The 21,386-nt window shown below is 71.3% G+C and carries 22 protein-coding genes; 5 read left to right on the top strand and 17 right to left on the bottom strand.

The annotated features are described in order from the left end of the window. Positions 1 to 61: 61 nt before the first annotated feature. The 3 genes from guaB to B9S57_RS04090 all read right to left on the bottom strand — a co-directional run bounded on the left by guaB (position 62) and on the right by B9S57_RS04090 (position 3,290). Positions 62 to 1,564 carry an IMP dehydrogenase gene (guaB, locus tag B9S57_RS04100; RefSeq protein ID WP_103514146.1) on the bottom strand — a complete coding sequence of 501 codons (1,503 nt, stop codon included), beginning with the start codon at positions 1,562 to 1,564 and terminating at the stop codon, positions 62 to 64. A gap of 136 nt (positions 1,565 to 1,700) precedes the next feature. Beyond that, complete coding sequence (locus B9S57_RS04095; RefSeq protein WP_103514145.1) at positions 1,701 to 2,276, bottom strand: sigma-70 family RNA polymerase sigma factor; 576 nt, start codon at positions 2,274 to 2,276, stop codon at positions 1,701 to 1,703. 402 nt (positions 2,277 to 2,678) lie between these two features. Then, on the bottom strand, positions 2,679 to 3,290 hold the full coding sequence (locus B9S57_RS04090; RefSeq protein ID WP_003948568.1) for a response regulator transcription factor: 612 nt from the start codon (positions 3,288 to 3,290) through the stop codon (positions 2,679 to 2,681). A 433-nt stretch (positions 3,291 to 3,723) separates the two neighbouring features. Between B9S57_RS04090 and B9S57_RS04085 the strand changes: the two genes are divergently transcribed. Continuing rightward, positions 3,724 to 4,053 carry a WhiB family transcriptional regulator gene (locus B9S57_RS04085; protein WP_103514144.1) on the top strand — a complete coding sequence of 110 codons (330 nt, stop codon included), beginning with the start codon at positions 3,724 to 3,726 and terminating at the stop codon, positions 4,051 to 4,053. 248 nt (positions 4,054 to 4,301) lie between these two features. Here the strand turns inward: B9S57_RS04085 and B9S57_RS04080 are convergent, their stop codons facing one another. Then, a complete protein-coding gene (locus B9S57_RS04080; RefSeq protein ID WP_103514143.1) occupies positions 4,302 to 5,192 on the bottom strand; it encodes a LysR family transcriptional regulator in 891 nt (296 codons plus the stop codon). Positions 5,193 to 5,274: 82 nt separating this feature from the next. Between B9S57_RS04080 and B9S57_RS04075 the strand changes: the two genes are divergently transcribed. Next, a complete protein-coding gene (locus B9S57_RS04075; protein WP_103514142.1) occupies positions 5,275 to 5,949 on the top strand; it encodes an MOSC domain-containing protein in 675 nt (224 codons plus the stop codon). A gap of 16 nt (positions 5,950 to 5,965) precedes the next feature. On the opposite strand, the gene B9S57_RS34015 is transcribed toward B9S57_RS04075, so the two are convergent. Further along, complete coding sequence (locus B9S57_RS34015) at positions 5,966 to 6,475, bottom strand: aldehyde dehydrogenase family protein (protein ID WP_107499012.1); 510 nt, start codon at positions 6,473 to 6,475, stop codon at positions 5,966 to 5,968. 176 nt (positions 6,476 to 6,651) lie between these two features. Between B9S57_RS34015 and B9S57_RS04065 the strand changes: the two genes are divergently transcribed. Continuing rightward, a complete protein-coding gene (locus tag B9S57_RS04065; RefSeq protein ID WP_103514141.1) occupies positions 6,652 to 7,425 on the top strand; it encodes an SDR family oxidoreductase in 774 nt (257 codons plus the stop codon). Between the two features lie 94 nt (positions 7,426 to 7,519). On the opposite strand, the gene groL is transcribed toward B9S57_RS04065, so the two are convergent. The 3 genes from groL to B9S57_RS04050 form a co-directional block, all read right to left on the bottom strand. Then, the gene (gene groL, locus B9S57_RS04060) at positions 7,520 to 9,145 is read right to left on the bottom strand and encodes a chaperonin GroEL (RefSeq protein WP_103514140.1); all 1,626 of its coding nucleotides are present in this window, start codon (positions 9,143 to 9,145) and stop codon (positions 7,520 to 7,522) included. Positions 9,146 to 9,246: 101 nt separating this feature from the next. Further along, a complete protein-coding gene (gene groES / locus B9S57_RS04055; RefSeq protein WP_003966899.1) occupies positions 9,247 to 9,555 on the bottom strand; it encodes a co-chaperone GroES in 309 nt (102 codons plus the stop codon). 289 nt (positions 9,556 to 9,844) lie between these two features. Further along, entirely contained in the window at positions 9,845 to 10,759 is a 915-nt protein-coding gene (locus tag B9S57_RS04050) for a polysaccharide deacetylase family protein (RefSeq protein WP_181011222.1), read from the bottom strand. Between the two features lie 123 nt (positions 10,760 to 10,882). Between B9S57_RS04050 and B9S57_RS04045 the strand changes: the two genes are divergently transcribed. Further along, positions 10,883 to 12,097, top strand: coding sequence for a methyltransferase domain-containing protein (locus tag B9S57_RS04045; protein ID WP_103514139.1), 1,215 nt, complete (start codon positions 10,883 to 10,885; stop codon positions 12,095 to 12,097). On the opposite strand, the gene B9S57_RS04040 is transcribed toward B9S57_RS04045, so the two are convergent. The 7 genes from B9S57_RS04040 to tsaB all read right to left on the bottom strand — a co-directional run bounded on the left by B9S57_RS04040 (position 12,098) and on the right by tsaB (position 16,356). Continuing rightward, positions 12,098 to 12,748 (bottom strand): hypothetical protein, encoded by a 651-nt coding sequence (locus tag B9S57_RS04040; protein ID WP_103514138.1) that lies wholly within the window; start codon positions 12,746 to 12,748, stop codon positions 12,098 to 12,100. Positions 12,749 to 12,802: 54 nt separating this feature from the next. Then, complete coding sequence (locus B9S57_RS04035; RefSeq protein ID WP_103514137.1) at positions 12,803 to 13,075, bottom strand: DUF1876 domain-containing protein; 273 nt, start codon at positions 13,073 to 13,075, stop codon at positions 12,803 to 12,805. A gap of 77 nt (positions 13,076 to 13,152) precedes the next feature. Further along, complete coding sequence (locus B9S57_RS04030) at positions 13,153 to 13,614, bottom strand: VOC family protein (RefSeq protein ID WP_103514136.1); 462 nt, start codon at positions 13,612 to 13,614, stop codon at positions 13,153 to 13,155. Positions 13,615 to 13,842: 228 nt separating this feature from the next. Beyond that, positions 13,843 to 14,118, bottom strand: coding sequence for a hypothetical protein (locus B9S57_RS04025; RefSeq protein WP_103514135.1), 276 nt, complete (start codon positions 14,116 to 14,118; stop codon positions 13,843 to 13,845). After that, positions 14,115 to 15,221: a tRNA (adenosine(37)-N6)-threonylcarbamoyltransferase complex transferase subunit TsaD gene (gene tsaD, locus B9S57_RS04020; RefSeq protein WP_103514134.1), complete on the bottom strand. Its 1,107-nt coding sequence runs from the start codon at positions 15,219 to 15,221 to the stop codon at positions 14,115 to 14,117. The genes B9S57_RS04025 and tsaD overlap by 4 nt, the downstream gene beginning before the upstream one ends. Further along, positions 15,221 to 15,712 (bottom strand): ribosomal protein S18-alanine N-acetyltransferase, encoded by a 492-nt coding sequence (rimI, locus tag B9S57_RS04015; RefSeq protein WP_103514133.1) that lies wholly within the window; start codon positions 15,710 to 15,712, stop codon positions 15,221 to 15,223. Before rimI ends, tsaD begins: the two co-directional genes overlap by 1 nt. Further along, a complete protein-coding gene (gene tsaB / locus B9S57_RS04010) occupies positions 15,709 to 16,356 on the bottom strand; it encodes a tRNA (adenosine(37)-N6)-threonylcarbamoyltransferase complex dimerization subunit type 1 TsaB (protein ID WP_103514157.1) in 648 nt (215 codons plus the stop codon). Before tsaB ends, rimI begins: the two co-directional genes overlap by 4 nt. 169 nt (positions 16,357 to 16,525) lie before the next feature. Between tsaB and B9S57_RS04005 the strand changes: the two genes are divergently transcribed. After that, the gene (locus B9S57_RS04005) at positions 16,526 to 17,086 is read left to right on the top strand and encodes a hypothetical protein (protein ID WP_103514156.1); all 561 of its coding nucleotides are present in this window, start codon (positions 16,526 to 16,528) and stop codon (positions 17,084 to 17,086) included. 372 nt (positions 17,087 to 17,458) lie between these two features. Here the strand turns inward: B9S57_RS04005 and B9S57_RS04000 are convergent, their stop codons facing one another. Together B9S57_RS04000 and B9S57_RS03990 are read right to left on the bottom strand one after the other, a co-directional pair. Continuing rightward, positions 17,459 to 18,136 carry a hypothetical protein gene (locus tag B9S57_RS04000; protein ID WP_103514132.1) on the bottom strand — a complete coding sequence of 226 codons (678 nt, stop codon included), beginning with the start codon at positions 18,134 to 18,136 and terminating at the stop codon, positions 17,459 to 17,461. Between the two features lie 348 nt (positions 18,137 to 18,484). Further along, positions 18,485 to 21,352, bottom strand: a complete 2,868-nt coding sequence (locus tag B9S57_RS03990) for a hypothetical protein (RefSeq protein ID WP_146057707.1) — start codon at positions 21,350 to 21,352, stop codon at positions 18,485 to 18,487. Positions 21,353 to 21,386: the final 34 nt, after the last annotated feature.

Below are 21,386 nucleotides of genomic sequence, written 5' to 3'. Positions count from 1 at the left end.
CCGACGCACGCGTGAGGGGCGGTCCGGGGAACCCGGTCCGCCCCTCACCTGCGCTGATGCCTTACTTCCTGCTGTAGTTCGGTGCTTCGACCGTCATCTGGATGTCGTGCGGGTGGCTCTCCTTGAGACCCGCCGAGGTGATCCGGACGAACCGTCCCTTGCTCTCCATCTCGTCGACGGAAGCGGCGCCGACGTAGCCCATGGTCTGGCGGAGGCCGCCGACCAGCTGGTGGAGGACGTTGGCCAGCGGGCCGCGGTAGGGCACCTGCCCCTCGATGCCCTCGGGGACGAGCTTGTCGTCCGAGGAGACCTCGGCCTGGAAGTAACGGTCCTTGGAGTACGACCGCCCCTGGCCACGGGACTGCATGGCGCCCAGCGAGCCCATGCCGCGGTAAGACTTGAACTGCTTGCCGTTGATGAACATCAGCTCGCCCGGGGACTCCTCGCAACCCGCGAGGAGGCTGCCCAGCATCACGCTGTCCGCCCCGGCGGCGAGCGCCTTGCCGATGTCTCCGGAGTACTGGAGACCGCCGTCGCCGATCACGGGAACACCCGCGGCACGTGCGGCGAGCGCGGCCTCGTAAATCGCGGTGACCTGCGGGACCCCGATACCGGCGACCACACGGGTGGTGCAGATCGACCCCGGGCCGACGCCGACCTTCACCCCGTCGACACCCGCGTCGACCAGCGCCTGGGCACCGTCGCGGGTGGCGACGTTGCCGCCGATGACGTCCACGCCGACACTCGACTTGATCTTCGCCATCCAGCCGAGGGCGTTGCTGTTGTGTCCGTGCGAGGTGTCGACGATCAGGAAGTCGACCCCCGCGGAGGCGAGCGCCTGCGCGCGGTCCAGCGCCTCGGGGCTGGCACCGACGGCCGCGCCGACCAGCAGACGGCCTTCGGCGTCCTTGGCGGCGTTCGGGTACTGCTCGGCCTTCTTGAAGTCCTTGACCGTGATGAGGCCCTTGAGGATGCCGGCGTCGTCGACCAGCGGCAGCTTCTCGATCTTGTGGCGGCGCAGCAGCTCCATGGCGTCCACGCCGGAGATGCCGACCTTGCCCGTGACCAGCGGCATCGGCGTCATGACCTCGCGCACCTGGCGGGCGCGGTCCGACTCGAAGGCCATGTCACGGTTGGTCACGATGCCGAGGAGCTTCCCCGCGGGGTCGGTGACCGGCACTCCGCTGATGCGGAACTTCGCGCAGAGCGCGTCCGCCTCGCCGAGCGTGGCGTCGGGGTGCACGGTGATCGGGTCGCTGACCATCCCCGACTCGGACCGCTTCACCAGGTCGACCTGGTTGACCTGGTCCTCGATCGACAGATTGCGGTGCAGCACGCCGACGCCGCCCTGACGGGCCATGGCGATGGCCATGCGGGCCTCGGTCACCTTGTCCATGGCGGCCGACAGCAGGGGGATGTTCACCCGCACGTTCCGCGAGATGAGAGTCGAGGTGTCGACCGCGTTGGGCAGGACCTCGGACGCGCCCGGCAGCAGCAGCACGTCGTCGTAGGTCAGCCCGAGCGTCGCGAACTTCTCGGGCACTCCGTCGACGTTTGCAGTCATGACACCTTCCCCAAATGGCCTTGATCGGTGCGGATGTCCATGCTAACGGCCTCGCGGGGTGTCTCATTCCACGATCAAGATCACCTGGCGGTTCCGTGGCTTCCTCCACATCGGCGGGAGCCTTTGGAAGGGGTCCCTACTGACCCGCGAGGGCGCGCAGCCTGCTCAGCGCACGGTGCTGGGCGACCCGGACCGCGCCGGGGGACATTCCGAGCATCTGCCCGGTCTCCTCGGCGGTCAGCCCGACCGCGACCCGCAGGACCAGCAGCTCGCGCTGGTTCTCCGGAAGGTTGGCCAGGAGCTTCTTGGCCCAGGCCGCGTCACTGCTGAGCAGGGCGCGCTCCTCGGGGCCGAGCGAGTCGTCGGGCCGCTCCGGCATCTCGTCGGAGGGCACGGCCGTCGAACCGGGGTGCCGCATCGCGGCCCGCTGGAGGTCGGCGACCTTGTGGCCCGCGATGGCGAAGACGAACGCCTCGAAGGGCCTGCCGGTGTCCTTGTACCGCGGGAGCGCCATCAGCACCGCGACGCAGACCTCCTGCGCGAGGTCCTCCACGAAGTGACGGGCATCACCGGGCAGCCGGCTCAGCCGGGACCTGCAGTAGCGCAGAGCGAGGGGGTGCACGTGGGCGAGCAGGTCGTGGGTGGCCTGCGCGTCACCGTCGACCGCACGGTGCACCAGAGCACCGATCACCGTCGTCCCGTCCTCACGCATCGGACCATGGTGCCCCGGCCCCGTCCGATCCGAGGCATCGCGTCCCGAGTTGTGCACCGAAGCGTTATCAGCACGGCGCACCGAGCCGTCGTCCGCCGGCGCGCCGGTACGGGCGACGGCCGCTCCGGGGCGGCCGGCACGGGCTTCGGGTCGTACGTCGTCGGTGTCGTGAGCAAGTGCTCCAGCGTTCTGAGCGGGTGCGCCGGATGTCATGTCCTGCGCCCTCCCCTTCCGCTCGACCGAATGTTCCCCGAGGAACTCCACACCCCCAAGGATGCGGCATCGGCCGGAAAGCGTCACATGGCGCTGGTGAGGGAGGGCCCGGCCGCAGGTCCGCCACCACCGTCGCCCCGTCCGCCGGCGTGCGGACGGGATCGCACGGCTACCGGGCGCGCCGCCCCGTCAGCGGACCAGGCCCCAGCGGAATCCGAGCGCGACGGCGTGCGCACGGTCCGAGGCTCCCAGCTTCTTGAACAGACGCCTCGCGTGCGTCTTCACCGTGTCCTCGGAGAGGAAGAGCTCACGTCCGATCTCCGCGTTGGAGCGGCCGTGGCTCATGCCTTCGAGCACCTGGATCTCCCTCGCGGTGAGCGTCGGCGCCGCACCCATCTCGGCGGACCGCAGCCGGCGCGGGGCGAGCCGCCACGTCGGGTCGGCCAGCGCCTGGGTCACGGTCGCCCGCAGCTCGGCACGCGAGGCGTCCTTGTGCAGATATCCGCGGGCACCGGCGGCCACCGCGAGCGCGACGCCGTCCAGATCCTCGGCGACGGTCAGCATGATGATCCGGGCCCCGGGGTCCGCCGAGAGCAGCCGCCTGACCGTCTCCACACCCCCCAGACCGGGCATGCGTACGTCCATCAGAATCAAATCCGAACGGTCGGCCCCCCAGCGGCGGAGGACTTCCTCGCCGTTGGCCGCCGTGGTCACACGCTCGACCCCGGGAACGGTCGCAACCGCCCGGCGGAGCGCTTCTCGGGCAAGCGGGGAGTCGTCGCAGACGAGGACGGATGTCATGACCGTCCTCCGCAGCTGATGCGCGTCACCTTGAGCCTCCAGGCTGATACAAGTCGTCACCTGTGCGGTTGACCCCCTCGGACATCTGCCCGAGCTCGTTCTCCGTCAACCGCCTCTCCCCCATCAACGACGGTCACTCGAAAGAGTTACGGGCCAAAGCTTCCGGTTCGGCACTCTAAGTGAGGGCCCGCACACGGAGGAGAGCGACACGGGATCATTCGCCCCTCAACCGATCCCTCACCCGACAGCTTGCCCCATTTAGCGGGATTTCTTCCCTTTTGCTGGCGTCTATGGCTAGATTCGCAATCAGTCATATTTACATCTACTAACACCGTAGATGTACGGTCGGGACTCCGGTCATCAACGACGACGGACGAGCGCCAACGGTCGAGGACGCCGTTTCCGAACCAGCAAGGTTTCGAGGGGACACGCAATGGCAGATTTCTCCCGCCTTCCCGGACCCAACGCGGACCTGTGGGACTGGCAGCTGCTGGCCGCCTGCCGCGGGGTCGACAGTTCGCTGTTCTTCCACCCCGAAGGAGAACGCGGCGCAGCCAGGAGTGCCCGTGAGGCCTCGGCGAAGGAGGTCTGCATGCGCTGCCCGGTACGCGCCGAGTGCGCGGCCCACGCACTCGCCGTACGGGAGCCCTACGGCGTGTGGGGCGGCCTGACCGAGGACGAGCGCGAGGAGCTCATGGGCCGGGCGCGCAACCGCCTGATCTCCGCCCACTCGGGACCGGCCCCGGAGGCAGGCCACACCTGAGGGCCGGCTCGACCCGCCGAACGCAGAAACGTTTTTTCGTAGCGGGCACGCCCGCTCTCGGACCTCACGCCCAGGGGCCGTGGGCCGGGCCGCACGACGCGCGGCCGCGCGGGATCCGGGCTGCCCGGAGTCCGGCCGTCCGTCGGTGTCCGGGCCGTGCGTGGTCGAGCCGGCGGTCAGGGTCCGGAGCGCGGGCCGCTCGGCACACGGACCGTCCGGAGCGCGGGCCGCTCGACCCCGCGCACCGTTCAGCGCGCGGCTGCCAGGGAGAGCTGGTCCAGGGTCGCCGCCACCGTCGGCACCCGTGCGAGGTCGGGCAGGGTGAGCGCGACGATCTCCCGCTCAACGGCCGGCTCCACCGTCACCGTCCGTGCACCCTTGGGGCGCACGGACTCGAGGGCCAGCTCGGGCAGGACGGCGACGCCGAGCCCCGCCCCCACGAGGCCGATCACCGCCGGGTAGTCGTCCGTGGCGAAGTCGATCCGGGGGGTGAAACCAGCGGCCTCGCAGACCTCCACCAGCTGCAGCCGGCAGCGGGGGCAGCCCGCGATCCACGACTCGTCGGCCAGCTCACCGATGCCCACCGCGTCCGAGCCCGCCAGCCGGTGCCCCTCGGGGACCAGGCCGATCAGCCGGTCCCGCAGCAGCGGGCGCACGACCAGGTCGTCCCATTCGCCGCCGGTGACCCCGTAGCGGAAGGCCAGGGCGATGTCGCAGTCGCCGTCGCGCAGCATCTCCACCGAGCGCGGCGGCTCGGCCTCGACGAGGGAGACCCGGGTGCCCGGGTGCTCGGCGCGCAGGGCGGCGAGAGCGCCGGGGACCAGCGAGGAGCTCCCGCTCGGGAAGGACACGAGCCGGACCCGGCCGGCCCTGAGCCCGGCGATCGCGGCGACCTCCTCCTCTGCGGCTGTCAGCCCCGCGAGGATGCCGGACGCGTGGCGGACCAGCGCCTCACCCGCCTGGGTGAGGCGCGTCTCGCGCCCCGTACGGATCAGCAGCGGAGTGCCCGCGGACCCCTCCAGGGCCTTCATCTGCTGGCTGACGGCAGGCTGGGTACAGCCCAGCTGACGCGCGGCGGCGGAGAACGAGCCGGTGGTGGCCACGGCGCGCAGGACACGGAGATGACGGGCTTCGATCACCCTTCAAACATAAGCGGCTCTTGCAGCATCGGGCGAATAGTCATGAGCGGCTTTGAGTACTCCCCGATTAGCCTGTCCGGTCATGAAGGTCCTCACCGTGAACCTCGGCCGCCCCGCGCCCTCCCCTCACTCGGACGGAGCCGGCGGGCTCACCGGGATCGGCAAGCATCCGTCCGACGCCCCGGTGCGGGTCGCCGACCCCGGCCCCAAGGGCAGCGGCGGCAGCGGACTGGCAGGTGACTCGGTGTGCGACCTCCGGCACCACGGCGGCTCGGACCAGGCCGTCTACGCGTACGCCCGCGAGGAGCTCGACGCCTGGGAGAGGAAGCTCGGCAGGCCCCTGCCCAACGGCGCGTTCGGCGAGAACCTGACGACCCTCGGCCTCACCGTGAGCCACGCGCGGATCGGGGAGCGCTGGCGGATCGGTGACGAGCTGGTCCTGGAGGTCACGTCCGGCCGCATTCCGTGCCGTACGTTCGCGGGCCACCTGGGTGAGCGGAGCTGGGAGAGGCGGTTCACCCAGGAGGGGGCCACCGGCGCGTACCTCCGGGTGATCGAACCGGGGACGATCCGCTCCGGGGACCCGGTCGAGGTGGTGTACACCCCCGGCCACGAGATCACCGCCGCCCTGGAGTTCCGGGCGATGACCACCGAGCGGGAGCTGCTGCCGCGCCTGCTCGACGCCGGAGAAGCGCTGCACACGGAGGCCTTGCACGCCGCACGTGCCTACGTGGCGGAACGGGGCTCCGCCACGTAGGCGCGTCGCGACGCCCTCAGACGACGTCGAACTCGTTGCCCTCGGGGTTCCGCATGGCGGCGGCGGCACCGGTGGGCCAGCCGTGGAACAGGACACGGCCCGCGCGGCGTTCGAGGAGCGGCAGCGGTGCGCGGGCGTCGGCGAGGTCGGACTCGACCGGGATGGGTTGCGGGCGCTGCGCGGCGGCACGCATCAGGGCGAGGCCCGCGGTGCGGGAGCCGGTGAAACCGACCGCCTGGATACGTGGGTCACGGACGAGCCGGGTGCCGGTGCCGTCCCCGACGAGCAGGGAGAACACGCCCTCCGGCATTCCCGTGTCGGCGGCGTCCGCCCGGGCCCACGGGGCGCCCGGTTCCTCACCGGACGCCCGTGACACCCCGGCTCCTGACACCAGAGGCTCATGAAGACCCCGGCTGCCGACGAGCCATCCCTCCGGGACCTGATCGACTGCGCCCCGCCGCAGCAGGTGCGTACCGCCCCGCTGCACGTCCTCGCCGAGATCACCGCCGCACGCGGGCGGGACCACTGCCCTCCTCCGTCGTCAGGGTTGTGCTCCAGCGCCGTCGCTGACGCGGAGTTCGACGCGCGCCGGCAGATGGGACACGACATCGGGCCGTCCGGGCGGCCCTCCACCCGGGCTGACCAGCCCGGAGGGAGAAGGCGGGTCGGCCGCCCGCACCCGCGGGCACTAACGTGCCGCCTATGACGACTGCACTGATTACGGGCGCGACGGCGGGGATCGGGGCCGCCTTCGCACGACGGCTCGCGAGTGACGGGCACAACCTGGTGCTCGTGGCCCGCGACACGGAGCGGCTGCGGGCCCAGGCCACGGAGCTGCACGACGGGCACGGCATCGAGGCCGAGGTGCTGACGGCCGACCTGTCCACGGACACCGGGATCGAGGCGGTCGAAGCACGGCTGGCGGACCGCGTGAGCCCGGTCGACCTGCTGGTGAACAACGCCGGCTTCGGCAACAAGGGGCGTTACCTCGACGTCCCGATGGCCGATGAGCTGACGATGCTGAAGGTCCACTGCGAGGCGGTGCTCCGCCTCACCTCGGCCGCGACGGGGCCGATGCGGGAGCGTGGCCGCGGCGGGGTGGTCAACGTGGCCTCCGTCGCGGCCTTCCTGCCGCGGGGGACCTACGGGGCGTCGAAGGCGTGGGTCGTCCAGTTCACCCAGGGCGCGGCGAAGGACCTGGCGGGTTCGGGGGTGCGGCTGATGGCCCTGTGCCCGGGCTTCGTGCGCACGGAGTTCCACCAGCGGGCCGGGATGGGGACGGGCAACATCCCGGACTGGATGTGGCTCGACGCGGACAAGCTGGTCGCCGCGGCCCTGGCGGACCTCGCCCGGGGCAGGACGGTGTCGATCCCGGACCCGCGCTACAAGGCGCTGATGAGCCTCGTGAAGCTGACGCCCCGGAGCGTCCTCGGCGGCGTGACCTCCCGCGCGGGCCGGACGTACGGCCCGAAGTAGGCAGCCGTACGGCCCGGAGGGGCCGGCCGGACGGACACCGAGGCCCGGTGCCCCCGCGACGGGGGTACCGGGCCTCGGTGGCGTACGGGGCGTACTAGTGGGAGTGGCCGTGGCCGCCGTGGCCGGCGTCCGCCTCTTCCTCGGCCGGCTTCTCGACGACCAGGGTCTCGGTCGTGAGCAGCAGCGACGCGATGGACGCGGCATTCTCCAGGGCGGAGCGGGTGACCTTCACCGGGTCGATGACGCCGGCCTTCACCAGGTCGCCGTACTCGCCGGTCGCGGCGTTGAAGCCCTGACCCTTGTCGAGCTCGGAGACCTTCGAGGTGATGACGTAGCCCTCGAGGCCGGCGTTCTCGGCGATCCAGCGGAGCGGCTCGACGGCGGCGCGGCGCACGACCGCGACACCCGTGGCCTCGTCGCCGGTCTTGCCGAGGTTGCCCTCGAGGACCTTGACGGCGTGGACCAGAGCGGAGCCACCTCCGGAGACGATGCCCTCCTCGACCGCGGCGCGGGTCGCGGAGATGGCGTCCTCCAGACGGTGCTTCTTCTCCTTGAGCTCCACCTCGGTGGCGGCACCGACACGGATCACGCACACGCCGCCGGCCAGCTTCGCGAGGCGCTCCTGGAGCTTCTCGCGGTCCCAGTCGGAGTCCGTGGACTCGATCTCGGCCTTGATCTGGTTGACGCGGCCCTTGACGTCGGCGGAGTCGCCGCCGCCGTCGACGATGGTCGTGTCGTCCTTGGAGACCGTGACGCGGCGGGCCGTGCCGAGCACGTCCAGACCGGCCTGGTCGAGCTTGAGGCCGACCTCCTCGGCGATGACGGTCGCACCGGTGAGGGTGGCGATGTCGCCGAGCATGGCCTTGCGGCGGTCACCGAAGCCCGGGGCCTTCACCGCGACGGCGTTGAAGGTGCCACGGATCTTGTTGACGACGAGGGTGGAGAGCGCCTCGCCCTCGACGTCCTCGGCGATGATCAGCAGCGGCTTGGAGCCACCCGACTGGATGACCTTCTCCAAGAGCGGGAGCAGCTCCTGGATCGAGCCGATCTTGCCCTGGTGGATCAGGATGTACGGGTCGTCGAGGACGGCCTCCATACGCTCCTGGTCGGTCACCATGTACGGGGAGAGGTAGCCCTTGTCGAAGGCCATGCCCTCGGTGAACTCGAGGTCCAGGCCGAAGGTGTTGGACTCCTCGACGGTGATGACACCGTCCTTGCCGACCTTGTCCATCGCGTCCGCGATGAGCTCGCCGACCTGCGGGTCCTGCGCGGAGAGCGCGGCCACGGCGGCGATGTCGGCCTTGTCGTCGATCGGGCGGGCGGTCGCGAGGAGGTCCTCGGACACGGCCTTGACGGCGGCGTCGATGCCCTTCTTCAGGGCGGCCGGGGACGCGCCCGCGGCGACGTTGCGCAGGCCTTCGCGGACGAGGGCCTGGGCGAGCACGGTGGCGGTGGTGGTGCCGTCACCCGCTACGTCGTTGGTCTTGGTCGCCACCTCCTTCACCAGCTGGGCACCGAGGTTCTCGTACGGGTCGTCGAGCTCGACCTCGCGCGCGATGGTGACACCGTCGTTGGTGATGGTGGGGGCGCCGAACTTCTTGTCGATGACGACGTTGCGGCCCTTCGGGCCGATCGTCACCTTCACCGTGTCGGCAAGCTTGTTGACGCCGCGCTCAAGGGCGCGACGGGCGTCCTCGTCGAACTTCAGAATCTTCGCCATGGGCTGTTTTCTTCCCTCTCAAAACGAACTGCGCCCCTCGCCGCCCGGCTAGTGATTTCGCAGGGGGCCAGGGGCGCAGAACAGAAGCAAACGTGGGTGAACTACTTCTCGACGATCGCGAGGACGTCGCGCGCCGAGAGGACGAGGTACTCCTCGCCGTTGTACTTCACCTCGGTGCCGCCGTACTTGCTGTACAGCACGACGTCGCCGGTCTTGACGTCGAGCGGCAGGCGCTCGCCGTTCTCGAAGCGGCCCGGGCCCACGGCCAGGACGACGCCCTCCTGGGGCTTCTCCTTGGCGGTGTCCGGAATGACCAGGCCGGAAGCCGTGGTCTGCTCGGCGTCGAGCGGCTGGACCACAATGCGGTCCTCGAGCGGCTTGATCGCAACCTTGGAGCTGGTGGTCGACACGATCCGGTCTCCCCCTTCGGAGATCTCACGGGGTTTAACAGTCTGTGGGGTGGCGACCAGGTCGATCCGTCGTCGCGGGTGCCGGACCTGCCCTGTCGCACGGTGGTGCTGGCACTCTCCATCGGGGAGTGCCAGCACTGACACTATGACCGCGATTAGCACTCGGTCAAGCGGAGTGCCAATTCACCACCCTCGCGTGGCGTCGCGGGACCGGCGTACGCCCGGGACAACGCGGGAGACCGCCACGTCGTTCCGCCGCCGGGCCGCCGGGCGCGCCGCCCCGCCCCCGTCAGACGTAGTCCTCCAGCCTGGCCACCGCGTACCCCTTGTCCGTGACCGTCTTCATGACGCGCCGGACCATGTCGGCCATGGAGCCGTCCCAGTCCTCGTCGCCCCGGAAGTGGGTGAGGATGATGTCTCCGGGGTGCAGGTCCCGGTCCCACTCGCGCCACTCCATGTGGTCGGGGAACGCCTCGGCGGCCCACAGGGGCACGGCCTTGATGCCGCAGGACTTCGCGATGCGCAGGGTGTCGCCGTTGTAGTTGCCGTACGGCGGCCGGAAGAGGGTGGGCCGCTTCCCGAAGTACTTCTCGAGCTTGTCCTGCTCGCCGCAGATCTCCCGCCGCTGGTCAGCCTTCGAAAGCCCCGGAAGGTAGCGGTGGTTGAGCGTGTGGTTGTTCAGGGTGACGCCCCTGGCCTGCATGTCCTTGAAGTAGCCGTAGTCGTCGCTCACCACGTAGTCGCTGAGGAAGGCGCTGTACGGGATCTTCAGTTCCGTCATCATCCGCAGCAGTTCGGGGTCCTTCTCCGCCCCGTCGTCCATCGTCAGGAAGACGACCCGTTCCTTGGTGGGCACGGTGGTGAAGACCGGGGGCAGATCCTCCCCGCCGCCCTCCACCTCGAACCCCTCGCGGGTGGTGAGGTGCGGCTTCTCGGCGGGTGGCTCCGGAGCGGCCAGGGGGGTCTTCGCCAGACCCCACCTCCTGGCGGCGGCGACCCGTGCGGCCTGCTGCTTCCTGAGCCGCTCGACGCGGGCCTCCGCCGCGGCGACGGGACCCGCGGGGGCGGCGCCGGGCCCTTGCTGCCCGATGGCCGGCTGCTCCGGGGCGGCGCCCCCGTCGTCCGCGCCGCCCGCACACCCGGATGCGACGGCGGCGACCAGCAGGGCGGCCAGCACCGCACAGGCGGATCTGTACCGCTTCATGGATGATTTTTCGTTTTGTCGTACTAGTTGCATGGCGCCGCATCCTGCCACCGGGACACCGGCCGCCGCCCGCGACACCTCCACAGGACCCGCCGGGTCCCCCGGCTGGCTCACAATGGACAGGTGAACGCCCTCCCCCCTGCCGATCAGCCCGACCCGCTCGCCGCCTTCGACGCCCTGCGCACGCCCGAGGGCTCCGCGCTCCTGGACGAGCTGCGCGACCACGACCCCGCTCAGGAGCTGGCGACCGCGACCCGGCTGCGCCGGGCGCATCCCGCCGCCCTGGTGTCGGCGGCGCTCGGCCAGGCGCGGTTGCGGCAGCGCGCCGTGGCGAAGTTCGGGGAAGCCGACGCCCACCGCATGTTCTTCACCCCGAACGGAGTGGAGCAGGCGACCCGCACCTCGGTCGCCGGCTACCGCGCCGGGCGGTTCGCGGAGCTCGGCGTGCGCAGCGTGGCGGACCTGTGCTGCGGGATCGGCGGCGACGCGATCGCCCTGGCCCGGGCGGGCATCCCGGTCCTGGCCGTGGACCGCGATCCGCTCACCGCGCGGGTCGCCCGCGCCAACGCCGAGGCGCTCGGTCTCCAGGACCTCGTCGAGGTGCGGTGCGCCGATGTCACCGGGATCGACACCGCCCCGTACGACGCGGTCTTCGTCGACCCGGCACGGCGCGGCGGGCGCGGCAGGATCTTCGACCCCGAGGCCTACTCGCCGCCCCTCTCCTGGGCGACGGAGGCCGCCCTGAAGGCTCCCCGCGCCGCACTGAAGATCGCCCCCGGAGTCCCGCACGAGGCGATCGGACCGCAGGCCGAGGCCGAGTGGATCTCGGACGGCGGCGACGTCAAGGAGGCGGTGCTCTGGTTCGGCAAGGGCTTCACCCCGGGCACCTTCCGGGCCACCCTGCTCCCGTCACGCACGACCCTCGCCTCCGACGGCCCGCTCCCCGCCCCGCCGGTCGGGCCCGTCGGCCGGTACCTCCACGAGCCGGACGGCGCCGTCATCCGCGCCCATCTGGTGGCCCAGGTCGTCGAGCGGTGCGGCGGGAGGCTGATCGACGAGACGATCGCCTACGTCACGAGTGACGCGCCGTACACGTCCGCGGCCACGGCCTCGTACGAGATCACCGATCAGCTCCCCTTCAACATGAAGAAGCTCAAAGCCCTGCTGAGGGAACGTCAGGTCGGTGTCCTGACCGTCAAGAAGCGGGGCTCGGCCGTCGAACCGGAGGAACTGCGCCGGAAGATGAAGCTCCAGGGACCGCACGCGGCCACCGTCTTCCTGACCCGGGTGGCCGGGGCACCGACGATGCTGATCGGCCGGCCGGTGGAGCGCCCCTGATCAGCGGTCCACGGTGACCGGCGGTTCCGCCCGGGGCCCGACGAGCACCCGCAGCACCCAGCGGCGGTGGGCGAACGCCTTGACGAGGCCGTTCAGTCCGGTCAGCCAGGCGAGGAAGCCGAGCCCCATCAGCCAGGCCACCATCGCGTACGTCTCCTCGCCCGCCCGGGCGGTCGCGGGGACGGCCACGCAGCCGAACAGGCCCGCCACGCAGAGCGCGCACGACGTCAGCAGCCAGGCGAGACCGGCCCGCGGCATACGCAGGGCCAGGTCCCCCGCCGGGTCGCGGTCCAGAGCGCCCCACTCCACGAGGAGCCGGTGGACCCTCAGATCCCTGGCCACGCCCGCGCCCACGAGGACGACCGGCGGGACCAGCACGGCGGCGCCCAGAGCGAGGCTGATCACCCCCGGGACCATGCCGAACGGGTCCAGGGCGTCCTCGAACATCAGCAGCGCCGCCCCGACGAGGGACCAGCCGAGCGCGGCCAGTCCGGCCCACATCCACAGGACGCCCAGACGCCCCGGCCCGATGAACATCTTCACCAGCTCGCCGAGGATCACCGCCCGGTCCCGCAGCAGCGCCTCGCGGTCGGGCCAGGTGCGTATCTCCACGGGCGGGGGCGGAGGCGGGAGCGGCGAACGGCGTGGCATGGCCCAGACATTACCGAGTGCGGGCCATGCTCCGGCGGCGGAGTCCCGCAGCGGTCAGGTCAGTGGGTACGACGCCCGGCCGGACGCCTCGTCGATCTCGTCGTGCGCCTTGGTGAGCAGCTTCATCGCGAGTTCGTTGAGCGCGCGGGCTCCGGCGATCTCCTCGCCCACCCGCGGCTGTTCGGCGTCGGAGGGGTGGCGGCTGGCGTATCCGTGGGCCCGTACCTCGGTCCCGTCACTGAGCCGTACGAGGGCGGCCGCGCGGGTGCGGTGGGCGTCCTCCTCGAATTCCAGCTCGATATGCCATCCGACGGTGGTCTCCATCATGACGGTTCACCTCCCGGATCTTCCCTGTTTCCAGGGTGCGCCCGTTCTCCCGCCCGCGCACGGCGTGGGCCTCGGGCTCAGGCGTCCCGCAGGGCCTGGACGTCCAGCTTCCGCATCCCCATCATCGCCTTCATCGCCCGCTCCGCCCTGGCCCGGTCGGAGCCGCTGAGCAGCTCGGGCAGTTCACGGGGCACGATCTGCCAGGACAGGCCGTACTTGTCCTTCAGCCATCCGCACTGGCTCTCCTCGCCCTCTTCGGTGAACCTCGCCCACAGCCGGTCGACCTCCTCCTGGTCCGCACAGTCCACACTCAGCGAGACGGCCTCGTCGAAGGTGAACTGCGGGCCGCCGTTGAGGCCCAGGTACTCCTGGCCGGCGAGCACGAAGTCGACGGTCAGTACTGATCCGGCCGACTCCGACCCCTCGGGCCAGCGGGTGATGTTCTCGATGCGGGAGTCCCCGCCGAAGACCGAGACGTAGAACTCCGCGGCCTCCTGGGCCTGGTTGTCGAACCACAGACAGGGCCTGATCTTCTGCATGGTCGCTCTCCTCCACCTCGGTCCGGTTCACAGCGGGACGCTGTGCACGGTAGACCGCCGCGAGGCCCGGAACTCATCGGGACACACGCTCGGCCAACTCCCGAAGCGGGGCCGTTCCCCGCCTCTCACCCATGCGTCGAACGGGCGAGGCCCGGATCGACACGTCCGGGAGAATATGTCGGAATTCTTTTCCGGGAGGCGTCAGGGCCGGTCGCTCCCGGCCCCGGATCAGCCGCTCGCCGGACCGAGCGACTCGAAGCGCCACCGGTGCACCGGGCGGCTGATCAGCGCGGCGTCGGGCTCGGGCAGCTCCGGCAGCTCCGTCGGATCGTCGTATCCCCCGTCCCACCAGGTCAGCACGAGCACCCGGTCCTGCGGGGCGCGCAGCAGCTCGCTCCGCAGCGGCTCCCGGGCCAGCTCACCCGCCCGGGCCCTGGCCCACTCCAGCAGCTCCGCGCCCCGGCCCTGCGCCGCACGGGCCTCCCACATCAGGGCGACGGTCATGAGTAGAGGTTGTCCTTGCTGATCTCGTGCACATGGTCGTGGCCGTGGCTGTGGCCGCCGGCACCCGGGACGTGGGTCTCGGTGACCGGCAGCGAGGAGTCCGCGGAGAGGTCCAGGTCGGACACCGGACGGTTGCGCGCCACCATCTCGGCGCCCAGTGCGGCGACCATGGCCCCGTTGTCGGTGCAGAGACCGGGCCTCGGGACCCGCAGCCGGATCCCCGCCTTCTCGCAGCGCTCCTGCGCCAGCGCCCGGAGCCGCGAGTTGGCGGCGACGCCGCCGCCGATCATCAGGTGGTCGACACCCTCGTCCTTGCAGGCCCGGACGGCCTTGCGGGTCAGGACGTCGACCACGGCCTCCTGGAAGGACGCCGCCACGTCCCGTACGGGCACGTCCTCACCGGCCGCGCGCTTCGCCTCGATCCAGCGCGCCACGGACGTCTTGAGGCCGGAGAAGGAGAAGTCGTACGCCGGGTCGCGCGAGCCGCTCAGTCCGCGCGGGAAGGCGATCGCCTTCGGGTCTCCCTCACGCGCCAGCCGGTCGATGACCGGACCGCCGGGGAAGCCGAGGTCCAGGACCCGGGCGATCTTGTCGAAGGCCTCTCCCGCCGCGTCGTCGATGGTCGCGCCCAGCGGCCGTACGTCGTTGGTGATGTCGGGGGCCAGCAGCAGCGAGGAGTGCCCGCCGCTCACCAGCAGCGCCATCGTCGGCTCGGGCAGCGGGCCGTGCTCCAGCTGGTCGACGCAGATGTGCGAGGCCAGGTGGTTCACCCCGTACAGCGGCTTGTTCAGCGCGTACGCGTACGCCTTGGCGGCCGAGACGCCGACGAGCAGCGCCCCGGCGAGCCCGGGACCGGCCGTGACGGCGATGCCGTCGAGGTCGCGGGCGCTGATCCCGGCGTCCTTGAGGGCGCGCTCGATGGTGGGGACCATCGACTCCAGGTGGGCGCGGGAGGCGATCTCCGGGACGACTCCGCCGAAGCGGGCGTGGGTGTCGACGCTGGAGGCGACGGCGTCGGCGAGGAGCGTCGTGCCGCGCACGATGCCGACGCCGGTCTCGTCGCAGGAGGTCTCGATACCGAGTACGAGCGGTTCGTCAGCCATCAGTCTGTCTCTGTTCCTTGTACGGTCAGGCGCATGACGAGTGCGTCGATGTTGCCCGGCTGGTAGTAGCCCCGGCGGAAGCCGATGGGTTCGAAGCCGAAGCGTTCGTAGAGCTTCTGCGCACGGGTGTTGTCGACGCGGACCTCCAGGAGCACCGCGGCGCACTCGAAGGCGGTGGCGTGCCGGAGGAGGTCGGTCAGGAGTTCGGAGCCGAGGCCGGTGCCCCACTGGCAGCGGCTGACCGCGATCGTCTGGACGTCGGCGAGGTCCCCGGCCGAGGCGAGGCCCGCGTAGCCGACGATCCGGCCGTCGGCGGGGTGCTCGGCCACGACGTAGCGGTGCGTGGCCCGCGGCCCGCGGGCGCGGGCCAGCTCGGACCAGAACATGCCCGCCGACCAGGCGTCGTCGGGGAACAGCTCGTGTTCCAGCTCCAGCACCGGTGCGATGTCCCACCAGCGCATCTCGCGGAGCACAGCGGTCGCGGTGGTCACGTGGGGGTGACCACCTTGTAGTTCTTGGGGACCTGGGCGTCGGGCCTGCGCAGGTAGAGCGGCTGCGGCGGCAGCAGGGCCGCACCGGTGGCGAGCCGTTCGGCGGCCAGGGCGGCGAGGGCTCCGGCACCGACGTGCTCCGGGCCGCGGGCGTCCGGGAAGGCCCCCGGGTAGAGCAGCGCGCCCGCGCCGGCGACGGGCAGTCCGGCGAGCCGGTCGGCGATGTCGGCGGGCCGGTCGACGGCGGGTTCACCGTCCCGGGTGCGGAAGTCCTCGTACCGCGCCCAGTAGACCTCCTTGCGCCGCGCGTCCGTCGCGACGGCGAAGGGGCCTTCGAGGCCCTCTTGTCCGGCGGCGTAGGCGAGGGCGTCGAGGGTGCACAGCCCGTGCACCGGCACGGACAGGGCGGAGCCGAAGGTCGCCGCGGTGACCAGACCGACGCGCAGCCCCGTGTAGGGGCCGGGGCCGACCCCGACGACCACGTCGGTCACGGCGTCGAGCTTCACCCCGGCCTCGGCGAGGACCCGGTCGACGGCGGGCAGCAGCAGTTCCCCGTGCCTCCGGGCGTCGACCTGACCGGTCTCGGCGACGACGGAGGCCCCGTCGTGAAGGGCGACGGTGACGGCGGGGGTGGCGGTATCCATGGCGAGCAGCAGCACACAAACAGCCTACGGCTCCGCGGACTCGGCCACGGCAGCCCGTGGAGCGTCCCGGTCTCCCCTTCCGCGGCTGGTACCGTCGCCGGGTATACGCGTGTACGACGTAAATGCTTGTACGACATGCGACGGACGGCATGTGAAAGGGGACCTCACGGTGGCAAGGGGCAGCTCGGGAATCGTGGCCGGGCTCACTGCCGCGGCGGTGGCCGCGGTCTGTTTCCTCGCCTACCAGGCGTCGGCGAACGCACCCGACTCGGTCGCCGCGCCCTCGGCCTCCGCGTCGTCGGGCCCGTCGGCCCGCCCCTCCGCGAAGCCCGTACCCCCGAAGGACCCGCTCGCGGTCCCTGAGGACTCCGACACGGGGGCACGCGTCGTCTACGGGCTGAAGGACCGCCGCGTGTGGATCGTGGACGACAAGGAGAAGGCGCTCCGGACGTTCACCGTCATGCCGAGCTCCGTGAACCCGCTGCCCGGCGTGTACCGGGTGACCTCGCGCTCCGGCACCATCAAGGGCTCCGACGGCGTCCTGATCGAGCACGTGGTGCGCTTCACGAGCGTCGATGACGTCTCCGTGGGCTTCAGCGCCGCGCAGGACGGCTCGATGGAGAGCCCCGACCCCACGCTGAAGACCGGCGGTGTACGCATGAAGCGCGCCGACGGCAACGCGGTGTGGACGTTCGCCACGGTGGGCGCGAAGGTCGTCGTCGTCCCGTAGCGCACGGGCCACGGTCGGGCGCGCGCCGCCAGGTGGTCCTCCGGTCGGCGAGCGCTCGGCACACGACGGCCACTGGACAGCCGTCCGGGTTGTCGGCGCTTGCCCTCTCCGCTTCGTAAGCCGGTCAGCCGAACACCTGCCGGCCCGGCGCCCACGGACCCGACCGTTCGCGCTCGGTAGCGGCGGTGTACGCGAAGGCCACTCCGCATGGACGGTCTGCGCGTCGGCTCGGCACGTCACTGATCGACATGGCACACGTAGCGCAGTGCGAGGTACCAGAGCGCGTGCAACGCCGGCACAGCCACCGGCACCCACCAGGACGGCACCGGTCGCATGCGCGGCGGAACTCCGCCCTCCGGACGGAGTTCCGGATCATTCCGGCCGGACGAGTTCCGCCATGGACCGGGCCTGGTGCGGGTCGGTCAGATCGAGTTCGCGGTAGCCGCCGGCCGGCCATGCGACGCGGTTCCCGATCCAGGGCACCACGATCTCCCCGCCGCGCAACGTACCGGACAGCCTTGCCTCACCGACCGGCGCGGGGAGGTCGCGGTACAGGTCGCGGTCGGGGCCGTACGACAGGGGCAGCGCTCCTGCCGGCTCCGCGTCCATGCCCTCGTCCTCGTGGAAGAACACGAGCCACGGGGCCCCCGACGTGTAGCTGTGCAGCAGCAGATACGGCACGCCCGGCCCCGGCTCGGCCCGAGCCACCCGGGCCATGCGCCAGGCTCGAAGGCAGCTCGATGCTGTCACGGCTGCCCAGCACAGCGTGACGATCGGCAACAGGAAGACCCAGAACGGGATGTTGTCCGGCCGCTCCAGGGAAGCGACCACCGCCAAGCCATCCAGGGCCAGCACTCCCGCGAGCGGGAGCAGTCGCCCGGCCCGCTGGAGACCACGCACGCGCCACCAGAAGGTCCGGCGGACATCCGCCTCTCGACGCCACTCGGGCGCCTCCAGCCGCCGGTACGCAGCCTGGCTCACCGCCGCCTCGGCCATCTCCCGGTAGTCCACACCCACGGAGCCCGTCCTCACCTCGTTGTGCGCTCTCATCAGCAGAACCCCGGATTCATGTACGACGGTACCGCGCAGGAGCCAAGGCCCGCGCCGCCCGATATTCCGATCTCGCCACCGCGAACCCACGGGTCGCGGCGGAGCGGCCGCCCGCGCCCCGGAGCCTTCGCGTGCCGCCCCATGGGCAGGTACTCAACGACGCGGCCGCTCTTTACCCCGAGCTGCCACAACCCGCCTACAGCGGCTCCGACGCCCAGCCCGATCGCTCCCCATTGACGCCGTCCTTCTTGCGCTGCTCCGCCGCCTCCTTGTTGCGCTTCTCGGCGAGGGCCTTCTTGCGCGCCGCGGCCTGGCCGGCGGCGCGCTGCTGGGCCGCGGAGTCGTCGATCAGGTAGTGGGTGGGGCTGGACTGGTAGGCGGCGTACCGCTTGCGGGACTCCGTGTCCTTCTTCGGGGTCTGCTTCCAGTTCCACTTGCGGTGTCGCCGGAGTCCTGGACGGTGGCAACCATGCCGTAGGCGTCGAACGTCTTGGTGGTGCTGGTCGAGCGCCACTTCTTCGGGATCGTCAGATAGGTGTGGTCGGTGGTCTTCACCGTGTCGACGAAGCGGGCCACCGCGTCGGGGGCGCCGGGCACGCTCTGCCGGGCTGTCTCCTTCGACCAGGGGTCGTTGACGGTCTCGGTGATCGCCGTGTCACCGTCGTAGGTGACCTCCTCCCGCAGCCGTCCCTGGTACTGCTCACTGTCCTTGACGCTCGCGGCGCCGAGGGCGGGCGAGGACAGCGGGGCGACGCTGACGGACTTGGTGGAGCCGTCCTTGTTCTTGTCGCCGTCCATGCCCTGGAGGTAGAGCGAGACGCGCTTGGTGCGGTCGCTGCCGGTGGCACCGGAGTGGACGGTCACCTGGCGGTAGCCGCGCCAGTCCGACCAGGTGCGCTCATCGGCCGGGGTGAACGGGGCGTCGCTGTGCCGCCAGGCGGGGCCGGCGTACTCGTAGGCGTTCTCGACGGGCTCGTTGCCGCCGGACGGGTCGGTGGTGACGACGGCGTCCACGCGGTACTTGTGGAACCAGTCGACGGATGCCTCGGTGGCGCCGTTGATGTTCCAGTACTGCGGGTAGCAGGAGCGGGTGTTGGTGTCCTCGGCGGCGCCGGAGACCTGGCTCGCCGTGCACTCGGGCGAGGAGAGCGTGACCGTGGTGATCGCGCCGGTCTCCGAGGTGACGGTCGAGACGCGCGGGCGGGTCAGCGGCAGGATGTCGTCGACGGCGTCCACCCGGTTGGGACGCATCTGGTACGTGAACGTCACCGGGTCCTGGGTGAGGGCGGTGCCGGCCTTGGCGGTCCGCTGCAGCGAGGTGAGTGTGAGCACCTGGTCGGAGCTGTCGCCGATGTCGCCGCCGTCGAGGTACTTCTGCTTGAGCGCCCAGGAGTCGACCGGGTCGAAGGCGGTCGAGGAGGCGCTCCAGGAAAAGGTGTCGATGCCGGTGAGGCGCTTGCGGGTGAAGAAGGACGGCGCGGTGGCGTAGCAGTCGTCGGCGCCCTTGGCGCAAATCGCGTCGAAGGGGACGTCCGGCCAGTTCCCGGCGGTGTCCTTGGTCAGGCTGGAGCAGTCCGGGGCGGTGCAGCGCTCGGCGTGGGAGAAGGTGACCTTGGCGTCCGGCTTGTCGGTGAACAGGGCACCGGCGCGCAGGCCGTAGTCGATCTCCTTGAGGTAACCGCCGCGGACGTAGGAGGCGTTCGCCGTGGTCGCCTTGTTCTTGGCGTAGTGGTTGGTCTCCTTGGCGTACCAGTAGGTCACCGCGTTGGCGTGCGGGTCCTCGACGTAGTCGAGGTTCCAGCGCCAGGCCTGGGTGACGGAACGGTCGGCGAAGGCGCTGCCCTTGGAGTAGCCGGGCTCACCGGAGTCGTCGCCGAAGACCGGGACGGTCCAGGTGGAGTTGGTGCGCTCGGTGCCGGCGCCGGCCAGCTTGTCCAGGCCGAAGACGTAGGTGGTGCCGTCGCCGGTGACGACGGTCCAGTACTCGCCGTCGTCGTCGCCGTTGTCGGCGCCGGTGGAGCGGGTGACCTTGGAGGCGTCGTCGCCGGAGAGGTGCCACTCGCCTGTGTCGTCGTCCTTGACCAGTTGCGACGAGGAGCCGTTGAGGACCAGGGTGGCGTTGTCGTACTTCCAGCACTGGTCGTGGACGCCGCTGTGGCCGTCCTTGTCGCAGCTGCCGTAGGAGCGCTCGACGTAGGAGCCGGTGAGCGAGAAGCCCTCGCCGACCGCGGTGCCCTGGTTGTTGGTGCTGGCGGTGCGGCCGTCGATGCCCGCCGAGTCGTAGGACAGTGACAGTTCGGGGCTCGGGCCCGCGGCGGCGGGCGGCAGACCGAAGTCGTGGGACCAGGTGAAGGCGCCGGAGCTGGCACCGGCCTGCCAGGAGGACGACTCGGCGAGCGGGGTCGCCGTGGAGTCGCCGGTGCCTGCGGCGGACGGGCCGCCGGTACCGGAGGCGGTCACGGCGAGGACGGTGGCGGAGGCGACGGCCTGGGTGGACACGCCGTCGTCGCCCGCGGCGAGCGGCACGGTCGCCGACAGGGTGTGCCCGGTGACGTCGTTGGCCGACTTCAGGGAGGTCCGCGTGCGGCACGCGGCCTTCTGCGGGGTGGTCAGCGCGCAGGCGGGCAGCTGCACGAGGTGCAGCCGCGAGCCCCAGCCACCACCGAGCGCACCCGCGAACGATGCGTAGTCCAGGCTGAGTTCGGCGTCACCGGGGCTCTCGGCGGTGGCGGTCAGCAGTACGCCGGTGACTCCGGCGCGACGGGCGGCCTTCTGGTCGAGGACCGCGATCTCGGCGGCACCGGAGGCCGCCGTCGTCTTCTCGTTCCTGCCGACGGTGACCGGGGTGAGACTGACGGGCAGCCCGCCCGGGTCGGCGGAGGCCCGCTTGCCGCGGGTGAGCGTGACGCCGCTCTCGCCGGGCGTGGGCCAGGAGGTCGTGCGTTCGGTGGTGGCGCGCTTGGCGCGTGCGGTGTCGGCGGCCTTCTCGTGGGCGACGCGCTTACGGAGTTTCTTGGCGCCGGGAGACGCCTTGTGGACCTCGCTGACACGCTGGTCCTTCACGTCGGGGCGGCCGAGAGCCTCGACCGCCGCTGCGACGGGTGTGAGTCCCGCTGGGACGGCCAGGGCGAGGGTGAGGACGGTCGCCACCGACCTGGGCCGGAACAGCCGTCTGCTCCGGGACCGCGCGCGTGATGAGTCTCTGCCAAATGCCATGTGTTTTCCCTGTTCAGCCCCCGGTCAGGGGCGC

Source organism: Streptomyces sp. SM10 (genome assembly GCF_002910915.1).
Classification (GTDB): domain Bacteria; phylum Actinomycetota; class Actinomycetes; order Streptomycetales; family Streptomycetaceae; genus Streptomyces.
This window is presented reverse-complemented; position numbering and strand designations above follow the sequence as displayed.

Bases quoted from the DNA above. Each gene is read 5' to 3' on its own strand.
- guaB (WP_103514146.1), bottom strand. From the start codon at position 1,564: ATGACTGCAAACGTCGACGGAGTGCCCGAGAAGTTCGCGACGCTCGGG.
- B9S57_RS04095 (WP_103514145.1), bottom strand. From the start codon at position 2,276: ATGCGTGAGGACGGGACGACGGTGATCGGTGCTCTGGTGCACCGTGCG.
- B9S57_RS04090 (WP_003948568.1), bottom strand. From the start codon at position 3,290: ATGACATCCGTCCTCGTCTGCGACGACTCCCCGCTTGCCCGAGAAGCG.
- B9S57_RS04085 (WP_103514144.1), top strand. From the start codon at position 3,724: ATGGCAGATTTCTCCCGCCTTCCCGGACCCAACGCGGACCTGTGGGAC.
- B9S57_RS04075 (WP_103514142.1), top strand. From the start codon at position 5,275: ATGAAGGTCCTCACCGTGAACCTCGGCCGCCCCGCGCCCTCCCCTCAC.
- B9S57_RS04065 (WP_103514141.1), top strand. From the start codon at position 6,652: ATGACGACTGCACTGATTACGGGCGCGACGGCGGGGATCGGGGCCGCC.
- groL (WP_103514140.1), bottom strand. From the start codon at position 9,145: ATGGCGAAGATTCTGAAGTTCGACGAGGACGCCCGTCGCGCCCTTGAG.
- B9S57_RS04050 (WP_181011222.1), bottom strand. From the start codon at position 10,759: ATGAAGCGGTACAGATCCGCCTGTGCGGTGCTGGCCGCCCTGCTGGTC.
- B9S57_RS04040 (WP_103514138.1), bottom strand. From the start codon at position 12,748: ATGCCACGCCGTTCGCCGCTCCCGCCTCCGCCCCCGCCCGTGGAGATA.
- B9S57_RS04035 (WP_103514137.1), bottom strand. From the start codon at position 13,075: ATGATGGAGACCACCGTCGGATGGCATATCGAGCTGGAATTCGAGGAG.
- B9S57_RS04030 (WP_103514136.1), bottom strand. From the start codon at position 13,614: ATGCAGAAGATCAGGCCCTGTCTGTGGTTCGACAACCAGGCCCAGGAG.
- B9S57_RS04025 (WP_103514135.1), bottom strand. From the start codon at position 14,118: ATGACCGTCGCCCTGATGTGGGAGGCCCGTGCGGCGCAGGGCCGGGGC.
- tsaD (WP_103514134.1), bottom strand. From the start codon at position 15,221: ATGGCTGACGAACCGCTCGTACTCGGTATCGAGACCTCCTGCGACGAG.
- tsaB (WP_103514157.1), bottom strand. From the start codon at position 16,356: ATGGATACCGCCACCCCCGCCGTCACCGTCGCCCTTCACGACGGGGCC.
- B9S57_RS04000 (WP_103514132.1), bottom strand. From the start codon at position 18,136: ATGAGAGCGCACAACGAGGTGAGGACGGGCTCCGTGGGTGTGGACTAC.
- B9S57_RS03990 (WP_146057707.1), bottom strand. From the start codon at position 21,352: ATGGCATTTGGCAGAGACTCATCACGCGCGCGGTCCCGGAGCAGACGG.